We start from the raw sequence: 13,910 nt of genomic DNA on the forward strand, positions 1-13,910 counted from the left end.
AGCACATGGCTACTAACTATGGTACAGGTCGCCGTAAGACCGCAACTGCACGTGTTTTCCTATCAGCTGGTACTGGTAAACTCGTAATTAACAACCGTACTCTTGAACAGTACTTCGGTCGTGAAACTGCTCGTATGGTGGTTAACCAACCACTTGAGCTTTTAGAAGCTACTGATAAATATGACCTTTACATCACTGTTACTGGTGGTGGTATCGGTGGTCAAGCTGGCGCTATCCGTCACGGTATTACTCGTGCGTTGATCGCTGCTGATGAAACTTTAAAACCTGCTCTTCGTCAAGCTGGTTTCGTTACACGTGATGCTCGTGAAGTTGAACGTAAGAAACTTGGTTTACGTAAAGCTCGTAAACGTCCTCAATTCTCTAAACGTTAATTCGTTTACCGAATCGGACAAAAACCTCGGCTTTTGCCGAGGTTTTTTATGGATAAATAAAAACTTTTAAATTACTTTCGACTATCTTTCATTGAACAATCCATTACCGCATCTTGTCCATATTCTGTAATCTCACAACCATTTTGCATATATTTTTTGATGACTGTATTTGATTGCTGAGTCGGCTCAGGATCAACATTACATGCAGCTGCATTTGGACTATCATTACATGAAGCTGCAACCACCGTACAGTTTTCAATCCCATCACAAGAATTCGTCGAGTTATTAGAATCCTCTGCGATCGAATCAATAATCTCACACATTTCAGAAGCATCACACAAGCCTGTAGCAACTTCTGCGCCTTCTGCTGCATTAGGATCTTGCTGCGTTGCATAAATATTTGAAATACTCATCGCAATACAGACGGTGAGAAATAACTTTGTACTAAGTTTTAATAAATTCATAAACGATCCATAGTTAAGTTTGTTTTAAATTTAGTTGATAGCGTAAGCTTTTTAAAGTTAAGGTGATTTTATTGGCTATTTTTAGTATCCTAGTTTATTCACTTTATCTAGCTATTGGAATATGTCAGTCGAAAATGCACCTCAACAAGGGATTACGTTGTATAGTCATGCAGATGATTTCCGTTCGCATTGGGTTCGTTTTGTCCTGACAGAAAAACAAATTAAGCATAATTTGATTATTGTCGATGAAGATGATGAGGATTTAGCCAGTTTAAATCCCTATAATCAATTGCCTATGCTTATCGAAAATGATCTAAAATTATTTCATACGGCGATTATTTCTGAATATATTGATGATCGTTATCGTCAAAACAAACTTTATGCCGATGCCCCTGCACCTCGCGCTGAACAACGTCAGTATATTTGGCGTTTTGAGCAAGATTGGCTCAAACTTGCTGACATTATGCTGCGTCATCCCGATACTTTAAATGTTGATGCACAGAAAAAAGCACAAAAACAATTACGTGATACTTTGATTTCATTAACGCCACTGTTTCAGCATTTCCCTTATTTTATGTCGGAAAGCTTTACAATTTTAGATTGCATGTTAGCGCCAATTTTCATACGGTTAAAACAAATGGGAATTGAATTACCAAAGCAACAATGTCGTCCAATTTTATTATATTGCCAACGAATTTTTAATCGACCAAGCTTTTTGAAGTCTATGACACTTCAAGAAAAAAATCGTTTTCAAGAATTTTTAGCCAAAGAATAGAGTAATTTCTCATGTCTGAACCAGAATTAAACTTAACACCAACACGCCCATATCTTGCTCGTGCAATTTATGAATGGATTTGTGACAATAACTTAACCCCTTATCTTTTAGTGGATGCAACACAACCCTATACCGATGTACCAACCCAATTTATCCAAGATGGGCAAATTGTTTTAAATATTGTGCCGCATGCAGTGCATATGTTGAATATGAGTAATGAAGCAATTACTTTCTCTGCACGTTTTGGTGGGGTTTCTAAAGATATTTATGTACCCATTAATGCCGTACTCGGCTTATATGCTCGTGAAAATGGACAAGGTTTATTTTTCGATCCTGAAGAATATGCTAATGTTGAAAATACCGCTGAAACATCACCAGCTGATACAACGGAAGACGTTGAAACAGCAAAGAAAAAACCAAGCCTAAGAATTTTAGATTAAAAACTTACTGATATATAAGGAGACCTGAATGGCTTTTGATCTCGTACAATATTTTGCTGAGCAGATTAAGATCCAAAAGCCTCAGCTTTTAAACCAATACACTCCAGAAGAAAGAAAGAATTATTTACTTGAGATTAATGCGCTTACTTTAGGGAAATTGGTGCATCTTTGGAAGCAAAATGAAGATGTAGTCTATCGAGAAATACAAAATGTTGATCATTTATATGTTCAAGAAATTGCTCGACACCTCACAACTTCGCCGCACAACCATTCAAAACTAAAAAAAACTGAATTGGAAAATGCCACTATTGAAGTTTTAGAACTCCAATTGAAAGAGTTAAAACAACTTGATGAAACAGGGAGTTTTGGAAAAGTAGGTTTACGTGAACTGATCTTGGGACAAGTTGAGCATTTATCTGGGCATGCCGATGATTGGGTTTGGTCAACCAATGAGCTAAAAGAGTTGAAAGGTTCTAAACCTATCATGCAAGAAGAGATATCATTGGATGAAACCATGAAGGAGTTTAATCAAATGGTCAGTATGCAAAAAGAACATGTTCAAGCCGAACCGATCTTGACAGAAACAACAGCACCTCTAAATCCAGCATGGGCAAAAGTATGCGAACCTATTGTGGCTTTGGTGGTTCTTTGGATTTTATTTGAAGCATTACAAAAAGTATTTGCTTAAATTTATTTAAACTCCACTTTAGTCATTATCTATGATTGAAACCGCAATAAGACACTATAAACTTATTGCGGTTTTATATTTTTAACTTTATAAAATATCTATCCATAAAACCTTATATTTTTTATGCCTATAATATTCAACTAAAACAATTTTTCCATACCATATTTTAAATTCACTATTTCTTATTTAGATATAAAAATAAATGCAATAATAAATAAAACTCATTGCTTTAAATACTGTATTTTATATAATAAATACACACTATATCTTTGATTTTTAATTAAATGTTTAATTTATCACATATATTTAAAATATGTGACATAGAACACAAATTAAAACCTCAGCTTATAAAGGATAAACGTCTTTATTAGGTTTAAAATCTTTAAAAAGAGTTTTTACTTGAATTTATACTTCGATATTTATTCAAGCTCAGAGACGTTTATTTATACAATATAACTTTGGTTTATAGCGCTAGATATTCTGTATTTTCTTCATTTTTCCTTAAAGTGATATTATGAATAAACCACGTATCAATATCGCAATTTCAGGACTAGGATTAGTTACAACTGAAAAGCTCAAATCAAAACTGCGTGAAGTTATTCCATCTTCTTTGGATATTTATTGGGGAAAATTAAATGAAGCAGATATTCACTTCGTACTGATTCACGAATTCTTTTTTGAAACTGAGAATATCCAAAAAATTATTTTTTTAAATAATTTAGCGTACTTAAAAATATCCAAAGATAACCTTTCTCAAAAAGAGATTGTAGACCATACCTTATGCTTACCGATCCAAGATACAGAATATTTAAAAAGTTGGCTGGAAACTCATGTGCTGGATCATCTCCATGTTGAACTAGAAACACCTCCTGAAAGCATCTCAACCACTTCACAAGATTTTCCTCTTTTAGACGTTCAATTTATTGCTGATATCTATGAAAATTTGCATTGGAAAGTGCATCTTTTTGATCAATTTGGTAGCCTTGCCATCGTTGATCATCATCAGCATTGTGCTTGGGTGAATAGCGAACGTACACAACTACACACTGATGGCTCACTCCAATATGATTCTGCCCTTATTGAAGACTTTGCCCATGTTTCTCGAAAATATTCTTTAAATTTAGAAAATTGGTTATTTGCATTGGTTTGGAACTCACCACACTTGTGTGTACTTCCGCATGCATCGGCACATTTTAAATTAAAGTTTTGGCCACAACCTACCGCAACTGATCGTAAATTAATTTTGCAACTTTCTGCATGCTTTATACAGGGCGCAGAAGTTCAACATGTTGCCAATAAATTAGGCATTGATGTGCAAGTTGTTCAACGTTTTATTAATGCAAATTTAGCAATACACAATGCGGAATTGGTCAGCACCAAAGCTTGCCAATTTGACCAAAACCATCCGCAAGAAAATCCTCAAGATGTCAGTATACTTCGCAGTTTTTTTGGAAAATTAAAACGCCGTTTTGGCTTTTAGGATGACAATCAATGATTATTCAAAAATATAAAATTGTTTTTGCTGGTTCAATGGGGGCTGGAAAAACGGAAGCCATTAAAGCCCTGTCTGAAATTACAGTATTAGCGACTGAAGCCTTGAATACCGACCAAGAACGTCATCAGAAACTCAATACCACTGTGGGAATTGACTATGGCGAAATCACCTTAGAAGATGGTCATAAAATAGAATTATATGGAACGCCTGGACAAGGACGCTTTGATTTTATGTGGGGGGTGATCTGCCAAGGTGCGATTGGCACGGTTATTCTGATAGACCACAGCAATGCCAATAGTTTGGATGAACTGCAATACTATGTTGACATATTTAGACAATATGGCGAAAACATTGTGATTGGAATTAGTCATCTTGATGAAAATATCGAAACATCGAGTCATCAGTACCGCACATGGTTAATACAAAATAACTTGAATTATCCTTTATTTTTTATAGACGCACGCAAAAAAGATGATATTTTAATGCTCATTGAAACCTTAATTACAACCTTAGAAATTAAGTACTTATAGAGGAATACCTGATTGAATATTGCTGAACAGCGTAGTGCGCCTGATGAGTTGATTGCTTTTAGTAAAGCTCAACTACATGATGTTTTAATAAACGTCAAAGGCATTGATTTTATTATGGCATGTTCAACAGATGGTTTTGAATTATGCTCGGAATATCGAAAGAATAACTATAACTCAGGCAAACTTGCTGCAGTGAGTAGCTCGATTTTAGCGATGGTCAGTGCGTTTTTAGGGGAAATTCAATTAACAGGTTGTCAAAGCATTACCCTTGATGCTGAAAATGGTAAAGCAGTTCTCACGGCTGTGCCTGCGCACAAACATCCAATGGTAATCGTGACTTTGGCTGCCAAAGATATTTTGTTGGGACAATTACTGTATAGTTTAAAAGAAGCCAGCAATAACATTGTCAAACATGATCAAGCTGACTCACTAAATAATTAAACAAAAAGCCATCTCATCATCAGATGGCTTTTTCTAGATTAAATTAATTAAGCATCAGCCTGAATATTTAATAAAACTTGACGTTTTTTCACTTGCTGCCCAACCTGCGCAATGATTTCCTCAACAACGCCATCCACATCGGATTTGATTTGTTGCTGAATTTTCATCGCTTCTAACACAATCAAGGTTTGCCCTTTACTGACTGTGTCGCCAGAGTTCACCAAAATATTAATCATTGCACCATCCATCGGCGCACGAATCTTACCATCTCCAGCCACATCGGCTGTTTCAGGAGGCAAATAGGTGATATTTTGAACCTGAATATTGCCATGTTGCGCATCCAAATACAGCATATCACCTTGTTGGACATATGCGATTTTACGACGTACACCATCACATACATAGATAAGTTGTTCTGCCGTTTGCTCAACAAGTTCAATACTTTGCGTTTGCCCACATAGTTCAACTGTTACCCAGTTGTGATCTCGTTTAACCAAAACCTGTAATTGTTGCTCATCTACTTTGAGTTTCAATGGCAAAGCCAAAGCAATACCCGTATTCCAACTACTATGACTAGAAGCATTGGTAAACAGTGCAGCCACAATGGCTAAATTCTCTAAACTCAAATTTTGCTTATGTAAGCTAACATCATCTTGGAAATGTTCTTGGATAAATGCCGTATTGGTATCGCCTGCCACGATGATTGGATGACGTAATAAATTGACCAAAAACTGTTTATTACTATTTACACCGAGCAATACACAATCATCTACTGCACGTGCCAAAAGCCGAATAGCATCTTGGCGAGTTTGAGCATGTACAATGATTTTTGCCACCATCGGATCATAAAATGGACTAATTTCATCGCTTGGCATCATGCCATGATCAATACGCACATGAGGAAGTTCAGCCGCTTGCCAACGCAATACTTTGCCAGTTTGTGGCAAAAAGTCTTGGCGAGGATCTTCGGCATATAACCGTACCTCAATTGCATGTCCATTCAATGTCAATTGATCTTGTTGTAAAGGTAAGGGGTCACCATTCGCAACACGTAGTTGCCACTCGACCAAATCTAGCCCAGTGATCATTTCCGTGACAGGATGTTCAACTTGCAAACGAGTATTCATTTCTAAGAAATAAAACTCGCCCGACTGATCCAGTAAAAACTCAACTGTTCCTGCGCCGACATAGGCACATGAACGAGCCGCAGCCACAGCCGCTTCCCCCATACGTTGACGTAAATCTTCCGTCATAACTGGACACGGTGCTTCTTCGACTACCTTTTGATGACGACGCTGAATTGAACAATCACGCTCGAACAAATACACATAGTTGCCCTGTGTATCGCCAAATACTTGTATTTCTACATGACGTGGTGCAATCACAGCTTTTTCAAGAATTAATTCTCCTGAACCAAAAGCATTTTCAGCTTCAGATCGTGCTGTTTTTAATGCTTCAACAATATCCGTAGCATCTTGAACTAGACGCATACCACGTCCACCACCACCTGCCGAAGCCTTTACCATCAGTGGATAACCGATTTGACTGGCTTGTTGTGCTAAATAATCAATATCCTGCTGATCGCCTTCATAGCCTGGAACGCAAGGCACACCAGCCGCAATCATGGCAATTTTGGATAAGCGTTTACTGCCCATCAGCTCAATCGCAGCCGCAGGAGGACCAATGAAAGTAATCCCATGTTCTGCACATGCAGCTGCAAAATCAGTATTTTCCGATAAAAAACCGTAACCTGGATGCACAGCATCCGCACCTGTTTTTTTACATGCGTCAATAATCTTTTCAATCGACAAATAAGACTCTGAAACTTTAGCAGCCCCGATATGTACTGCTTCGTCTGCAACGTGTACATGGCGTGCATTACGGTCTGCATCTGAATAGACCGCCACAGTTGCATAACCGAGCGCTTGAGCGGTTTGCATGACACGAACTGCAATTTCACCACGGTTGGCTACTAATACTTTGGAAAATGCCATTCTCGTTTTCCCTATTCTTGGTTTTATACTTTTAAAAATATTGAATCAGTTTTCTGCTATACATGTTTCAATCAATAGAAAACTTATTCTCCATCAAACCAATTTGGATGACGTTTTTGAATAAATGCCATCGTGCCCTCAACGCCTTCTTCACTGGCAACTGCATCAGCAAACTGACGTGCTGCATCATCAAGTAATGAGCTTAATGCTTCATTTAAAGTACGGTGCAATAAAGCTTTGGTCGCACGAGAGGCTTGTGGCGCACAGCGTTTAATTTGCTGAATCACCTCTGCCAATTGAGCCGATAACTCAGTGTCATCTTGTGCAACTTGATGAACTAATCCAACATTTAATGCCATTTGCCCTTTAAAACGTGAACCTAATAATGCCAAACGACGTGCTTGAGTTAAGCCAATACGTTTCACCACAAAAGGCGCGATTTGGGCAGGTAGAATGCCCAAACCTGTTTCAGGTAAACCAAACTGAGCATCAGCATGTGCAATTGCAACATCAGACACACATGCCAAACCAAAACCACCACCTAAGACAGCACCTTCAAGGACTGCAACAACGGTCTGTGGTGCAGTATCGACCTGTTCAATCAAAGCACCAAAGCTACGGTTAAAATCTACATAGGCTTGGTTATTGCCTGCAGAGGCAGCTTGCATACGAATGGCAGCCATATCTTTAATATCGCCACCGGCACAAAAATGTCCGCCTTTACCACGCAACACCACTGCTCGGATGCTCAGATCATCTTGAATGGCGGTAAAAACGGCCTGAATCGACTGCACCATGCTCAAACTCATGGCATTACGGCTTTCCGGACGATTTAACCAGATCGTTAAAATACCTGCTTGTTGCTCTAGTTGAATACTGCCATCTATCTGAACATTTTCAAGAGAATGCGATAAACTCATGTCACTCTCCTGATTATTTTTGCTTACGTGGCAAAATGTCCATCAGCTTACAGATGATACCGAGCATGATTTCATCTGCACCCCCACCAATCGAACCTAAGCGACCATCACGATACAATTGGGATGCAGGGTTATCCCACATAAAGCCATTGCCACCCCAATATTGTAGGCAACTGTCCGCGACTTCACGGGTCAAACGTCCTGCTTTGAGCTTTGCCATAGACGCAATTTCTGTGGCATTACCACCATCCACGTGGATTTCACAAGCACGATAAGTCAAGGCACGTAAAGCTTCCACTTCAGTCATCATTTCAGCAAAACGGAAATGCACATATTGATTATTAATCAAGGGTTGACCAAAAGTAGTACGCTCTTTGGTATATTCAATGGTTTGTTTAATCACGTGTTCTAAACCACCAATGGCATTGGCAGCAGCCCACATGCGCTCTTCTTGGAATTGCATCATTTGCATCATAAAGCCCATACCCTCAGCACCCACGAGGTTACGCTGCGGTACACGCACATTATCAAAATAAACTTGTGCCGTTGTGGTTGAACGCATACCTAATTTATTTAATGGCTCTGAAAAGCTGATCCCTGCTGACTTCGCAGGCACGATGATCATGGATTTATTCACATGCGGTTTATCATCAGAGGTATTTGCCAATAAACAGAAAAAATCTGCTTGCAATGAGTTGGTGATCCACATTTTACTGCCGTTAATCACATAATCATCACCATCTTTTTTGGCCGTAGTTTTTACTGCAGCAACATCGGAACCTGCGTGAACTTCTGATACTGCAATCGCTGCGACATATTCACCTGCAACGGCTGGTGTTAAAAATTCATCACGTAATTCTTTGCTACCAAAACGTGCCAATGCAGGGGTTGCCATATCGGTTTGTACCCCAATTGCCAAAGGAACACCGCCACATGCCGCACGACCTAACTCTTCAGCCACTACGAGATTGTAAGAATAATCCAGTGCTGAACCGCCATTTTCCTCAGGCTTACAAATACCCAGCAAGCCCAAAGCTGCCATTTTTTTAAATACTTCATGAATCGGAAAACGTCCAGCCGCTTCCCATTCAGGAATAAAAGGATTGAGTTCAGTTTCTACAAACTGGCGTGCGGTACGGCGTAATGCGTCATGTTCTGCTGTAAATTTCATTTTGTTTTGCCCTTAATTTAAATATTTGTTTTTAATCTCTAAATCCCTCCCAACCTCCCTTTTTAAAGGGAGGAGTCCCCCTCTTTATCAAAGAGGGGTTAGGGGAGATTTTTAAAACCTCGGCACGCCAAAACGTGTCGGATTTAACTGACGTTGCTGTGCTTCATAAATTGTTTGCAGCAAGAAAATCAAAACCTTGCGTGTATCTCGTGGGTCAATAATGCCATCATCATGCAACATCGCGGTATTGGCCAAAGCGGTTGATTGTTGCTCTAATTTTGCAGCCGTGCTTTGCTCTAGAAAATCTAGCATTTGTACATTAGGTTCCATGCCTGATGCTTTTTGTTTGGCTTCTGCCACGATACGTAAGACTTTTCCTGCTTGGGCAGATCCCATCACTGCTACATGTGAGTTTGGCCATGCAAAAATAAAATCTGGTGCCAGTGGACGACCACACATGGCATAGTTGCCTGCCCCATATGAGCCATGCGCCACAATGGATATTTTTGGCACAGTGCTGTTGGCAACTGCTTGGATCAACTTCGAACCATGTTTGATAATGCCGTTCTGCTCCGCATCCGTTCCCACTATAAAGCCTGTGGTATTGTGTAAAAATAATAACGGTCGCTGAGTTTGCTCACAGAGTTGTATGAACTGTGCAGCTTTAGCTGCACCTTGTGGTGTAATTGGACCATTATTGGTAATAATGCCGATATTTAAACCACCGATTTTTGCCCAACCACATACGGTATGTTCATCGTATTCATTTTTAAACTCAAAGAAATCTGAGTCATCGACTAACCGTGCTACCACTTCCTTCATATTTAAAGGTTGTTTTGGGTCAGCAGGAATAATGCCGAGCAACTCATCAATGGCATAACGTGGTTCGTTATATTCCACCTGATGCGTAGTGGTTTGTTCTTTCCAATTTAAATGTTTAAAAATATCACGAGCAATACGGATACCATCCGCATCATTTTCTGCTAAATACTCGGCAGTGCCCGCAACTTGCGCATGCATTTCTGCACCGCCCAACTCTTCAGCAGTGGCAACTTCACCTGTTGCAGCAAGCAACAAGGGTGGACCTGCAAGCAACATTTCCGTTTGCTTACGCACTGTGATGACATAGTCAGATAGACCGGGTTGGTACGCACCGCCTGCGGTTGCATTACCATGTACCACTGAGATTTGCGGTATTCCTGCTGCAGACATTCGTGCTTGATTGGCAAAAGTTGTTCCCCCTGCGGTAAAAACTTCTGCTGCATAGTTTAAGTTTGCGCCCCCACTTTCAGTTAAAGTCAGCATCGGGAGTTTTTGTTGCATCGCAATCGCTTGTAAACGCAAGGTTTTATGCACCCCCATTGGTGCAACTGTTCCGCCTTTAATCGCACTATTACTCGCTGAAATCAGACAACGTACACCATTCACAAAACCAATTCCTGAAATGATGCCACCACCTGCATCCGAGCCATCTTTGTCATCATGCATGTTGTAGCCAACCAAGCTACATAACTCGATAAATGGTGAATCTGCATCCAAGGCTAAACGCACACGCTCATGCGGTAAAATTTTGCCGCGCTTATCAAACTTCGCTTTTGCGGCATAAGACTTTTCAACACTTTTGTTTTGAATGGCACGAATTTCTTCGATTTGTGCCAATAAAGCGGCTTGATTTTGCTGATATTGCTCACTACCTACTGCAATTTCAGACTGAAGAATCGTCATGCTGAATCTCCTTGCTGTTGAGATTTTTCACCTTCTGCTTGAGTAGCGCTTTGCTCTGATTTTTCAAGTTGATCTTTTAAGACATCTGGAATAAAAGCACGATGAAAACCATTGAATGAGGTACTATTGGTTGCATCAGCCAGTGGATACATGCGAGTACCTTGTGATGCAGCCCCATCTACACGAATGGTCACGCCTGAAACAAAACTTGCTGCTTCTGAGAGCAAATATACGATTGCTGATGAAATTTCAGACTCTGTGCCCATGCGTTTCAATGGCACATTGGACGCTAAACTTGGAATGATAAATTTGGCAAAATCGCCTGTGTAATTGTCCATTCCCGAAGAAATAATCCATCCTGGTGCAACACAGTTGACACGTACACCTGAGCGTCCCCATTCTACTGCAGCCGTTTTGGTAAGATTGTCCACGCCTGAACGTGCAGCACCTGAATGTCCCATACCCGGCATACCGCCCCACATGTCGGCTGCCATATTTACAATGCTGCCGCCATGCTTTGCCATCCATTGGTTATAAGCTTCTTTCATTAAATAGAAAGTTGAATGTAAGTTGTTACGAATCACTGCATCGAAACCATTGGCTGAAATACCTTCTAGATTTGAAGGGAATTGACCGCCTGCGTTATTCACCAAACCATCCAGTTTTCCAAACTTTTCAATTACTTCTGCAATCATGTCTTTGACTTGTTGTTCGTCACGATTATCACAGACAATAAAATGGACTTTGCCACCATCTTCATTAATTTCTTTGCTGACTTTTTCAAGCTTTTCAATTTTACGCCCTGTGATAACCACTTGTGCGCCCAAAGCTGACAGTTCATGCGCAGTACAACGCCCAATGCCTGAACCACCACCTGTCACGATAATAACTTTGTCTTGAAAAGCATCTTGTCTAAATACTGAGTGATATTGCATTTTTTATTTCCAATGTGTTTTCTTTGATTTCCTAGAAGCCCCTCATCCCAAACTTATTCCGAAGGGAGAAGGAGTTTTCCATTACGAAAATTACTAGAGAGATTCCCTCTCCTTTCAGGAGAGGTCTTAAATTTAATTATTTCACCAACCCCTTCGGTACTTTCACAGGCATATCTAATAACTGCTGTGCAAAAGCTTTGCCCTGTGGGTCAATGCGTAGACTTGCAATTCCACCACCCCCTAAGGCATTTTCCAACATAAAGTTCAGCGCATTTAAACCCTCAAGTTCATAACCAATCACTTTACTGGTTTCTGGGTTTAAAACATGCTGCATATACTGTGCAATATTTTCAGGTGTTAAATTTGCACGAATCCAAGGTAAATATTCAGGCTGACGTGCGATTACACCGATATTGCTATGGTTGCCTTTATCTCCACTACGTGCATGTGCAATCTCGATCAATGCCACTTCTATTTCATCACCTGTAAATTGTGCAACTTCAGCTAGACTATTTTGAGGTAATGACTGGTCTGCTGCCCCTTGAGGAATCTCCACTTTTTGACGCTGACCATTCATGTCGATTTGAATATCTAGTTTTGATTTATCTACAAGGAAAGAGAAAAGTTTAATCACTGGTGACGCTTTTGCACGACCACCAACCAACCCTGTGAGGGCTGGCGCCATACCTGTCGAAGCTTGGGCAATTTCTGAGGCAAAGAACATACACGCCTCTTTAAATAGATGTTTCACTGCCATTTTCACCACGACTTCACGATTATTGTGAATACGTGCATGTGCGCCATAAGTGGTTTCAGTACCTAAAAGTTCAACTGATTTTTCAGTAAATGGTGGGACTGAACGTAATGACAAAACACGCTCACATTTATTTAAAATCGCATCAGCAATTGCTTGTGCTTTTTCAGGTGCTTCACGCCCTGCCACCATAAAACTGACTTGCACACGATAGCCATCAGGATACGTAGCACTCACTTTATACTGCGTTGTCGGTGCACGCCCTAAAGCATTGCTTACACGAACACGATGTTCGCCCACTTGTTCTAAATGAACTTTGGAAAAGTCCGCTGTCACGTCAGGCAATAAATACGCTTGTGGATCGCCAATTTCATAAACAATCTGTTCTGCAACGGTTGCTGTCGATACCAGACCACCAGTACCTTGCGGTTTAGTAACAATAAATGTTGCATTTTCAGTTACTTCAACAATCGGAAAGCCCATATTGTCAAAGCCTTCAACCAAACGCCAATCCGTGAAGTTTCCGCCTGTACACTGGGCGCCACACTCGATGATATGCCCTGCCAATGAACCTTGTGCAAGTTTGTCATAATCATTCAGTGACCATTGATATTCATGCAACAATGGCGCAAGTACAACGGCTGAATCCACTACACGCCCTGTGATCACAATATCCGCACCTAAGTCGAGTGCATCTCGAATAGGAATCGCACCAAGATAAGCATTGCAACTGGCAAGTTGGGCAGGCAAATCACTACCATTAAACATTTCTTTGATATTTTGTTTTTGTAATTCGGCAACTTGTGGCAATAAATCATCCCCTAAAACCACAGCTACTTTTAAGTCTAACCCTTGTGCTTGAATCACTTTTTCTAAAGCATCACGACATGCCAATGGATTGACACCACCCGCATTACTGATCACTTTAATTTTTTTATCACTGATTTTTTTCAATAATGGTGTCATGACACGGCTGACAAAATCTAAAGCATAACCATGACTTGGATCTGTCATCATAGCTTTTGCCATAATCGACATGGTAATTTCAGAAAGATAATCAAAAACCAAGTAATTGATATCGGATAAATGTACGAGCTGAAATGCTGCTGTATTGGTATCACCCCAGAAACCTGAAGCACATCCAATTTTGACTACACGTTGATCTTCCATTTTCCTACCTATCTTG

At 40.0% G+C, this 13,910-nt stretch carries 14 protein-coding genes; 7 read left to right on the plus strand and 7 right to left on the minus strand.

Going from position 1 to position 13,910, the window contains the following annotated elements; genetic code table 11:
* The first annotated feature begins 5 nt into the window (after window positions 1-5).
* Window positions 6-392, plus strand: coding sequence for a 30S ribosomal protein S9 (gene rpsI, locus HUS24_RS07395; protein ID WP_173911468.1), 387 nt, complete (start codon window positions 6-8; stop codon window positions 390-392).
* Window positions 393-463: 71 nt separating this feature from the next.
* On the opposite strand, the gene HUS24_RS07400 is transcribed toward rpsI, so the two are convergent.
* A complete protein-coding gene (locus HUS24_RS07400) occupies window positions 464-856 on the minus strand; it encodes a hypothetical protein (RefSeq protein WP_173911469.1) in 393 nt (130 codons plus the stop codon).
* 121 nt (window positions 857-977) lie between these two features.
* Between HUS24_RS07400 and HUS24_RS07405 the strand changes: the two genes are divergently transcribed.
* The 6 genes from HUS24_RS07405 to HUS24_RS07430 all read left to right on the plus strand — a co-directional run bounded on the left by HUS24_RS07405 (window position 978) and on the right by HUS24_RS07430 (window position 5,225).
* A complete protein-coding gene (locus HUS24_RS07405) occupies window positions 978-1,631 on the plus strand; it encodes a glutathione S-transferase N-terminal domain-containing protein (protein ID WP_173911470.1) in 654 nt (217 codons plus the stop codon).
* Window positions 1,632-1,642: 11 nt separating this feature from the next.
* Window positions 1,643-2,071: a ClpXP protease specificity-enhancing factor gene (locus HUS24_RS07410; protein WP_173911471.1), complete on the plus strand. Its 429-nt coding sequence runs from the start codon at window positions 1,643-1,645 to the stop codon at window positions 2,069-2,071.
* A 28-nt stretch (window positions 2,072-2,099) separates the two neighbouring features.
* The gene (locus tag HUS24_RS07415; RefSeq protein WP_173911472.1) at window positions 2,100-2,759 is read left to right on the plus strand and encodes a hypothetical protein; all 660 of its coding nucleotides are present in this window, start codon (window positions 2,100-2,102) and stop codon (window positions 2,757-2,759) included.
* A 514-nt stretch (window positions 2,760-3,273) separates the two neighbouring features.
* On the plus strand, window positions 3,274-4,239 hold the full coding sequence (locus tag HUS24_RS07420) for a hypothetical protein (protein ID WP_173911473.1): 966 nt from the start codon (window positions 3,274-3,276) through the stop codon (window positions 4,237-4,239).
* An 11-nt stretch (window positions 4,240-4,250) separates the two neighbouring features.
* Window positions 4,251-4,784 carry an ATP/GTP-binding protein gene (locus HUS24_RS07425; protein WP_173911474.1) on the plus strand — a complete coding sequence of 178 codons (534 nt, stop codon included), beginning with the start codon at window positions 4,251-4,253 and terminating at the stop codon, window positions 4,782-4,784.
* 12 nt (window positions 4,785-4,796) lie between these two features.
* The gene (locus HUS24_RS07430; protein WP_173911475.1) at window positions 4,797-5,225 is read left to right on the plus strand and encodes a roadblock/LC7 domain-containing protein; all 429 of its coding nucleotides are present in this window, start codon (window positions 4,797-4,799) and stop codon (window positions 5,223-5,225) included.
* Window positions 5,226-5,272: 47 nt separating this feature from the next.
* On the opposite strand, the gene HUS24_RS07435 is transcribed toward HUS24_RS07430, so the two are convergent.
* The 6 genes from HUS24_RS07435 to HUS24_RS07460 form a co-directional block, all read right to left on the minus strand.
* Window positions 5,273-7,219, minus strand: a complete 1,947-nt coding sequence (locus tag HUS24_RS07435) for an acetyl/propionyl/methylcrotonyl-CoA carboxylase subunit alpha (RefSeq protein ID WP_173911476.1) — start codon at window positions 7,217-7,219, stop codon at window positions 5,273-5,275.
* Between the two features lie 83 nt (window positions 7,220-7,302).
* Window positions 7,303-8,139 carry an enoyl-CoA hydratase/isomerase family protein gene (locus HUS24_RS07440; protein WP_173911477.1) on the minus strand — a complete coding sequence of 279 codons (837 nt, stop codon included), beginning with the start codon at window positions 8,137-8,139 and terminating at the stop codon, window positions 7,303-7,305.
* Between the two features lie 13 nt (window positions 8,140-8,152).
* The gene (locus tag HUS24_RS07445) at window positions 8,153-9,310 is read right to left on the minus strand and encodes an acyl-CoA dehydrogenase family protein (RefSeq protein WP_173911478.1); all 1,158 of its coding nucleotides are present in this window, start codon (window positions 9,308-9,310) and stop codon (window positions 8,153-8,155) included.
* 111 nt (window positions 9,311-9,421) lie between these two features.
* On the minus strand, window positions 9,422-11,035 hold the full coding sequence (locus HUS24_RS07450) for an acyl-CoA carboxylase subunit beta (protein WP_173911479.1): 1,614 nt from the start codon (window positions 11,033-11,035) through the stop codon (window positions 9,422-9,424).
* Window positions 11,032-11,970, minus strand: coding sequence for an SDR family oxidoreductase (locus HUS24_RS07455; RefSeq protein WP_173911480.1), 939 nt, complete (start codon window positions 11,968-11,970; stop codon window positions 11,032-11,034). The genes HUS24_RS07450 and HUS24_RS07455 overlap by 4 nt, the downstream gene beginning before the upstream one ends.
* A gap of 136 nt (window positions 11,971-12,106) precedes the next feature.
* Window positions 12,107-13,894 carry an acyclic terpene utilization AtuA family protein gene (locus HUS24_RS07460; protein WP_173911481.1) on the minus strand — a complete coding sequence of 596 codons (1,788 nt, stop codon included), beginning with the start codon at window positions 13,892-13,894 and terminating at the stop codon, window positions 12,107-12,109.
* Window positions 13,895-13,910 lie beyond the last annotated feature (16 nt).

This window comes from Acinetobacter sp. Marseille-Q1618 (assembly GCF_902809855.1).
Classification (GTDB): Bacteria; Pseudomonadota; Gammaproteobacteria; order Pseudomonadales; family Moraxellaceae; genus Acinetobacter.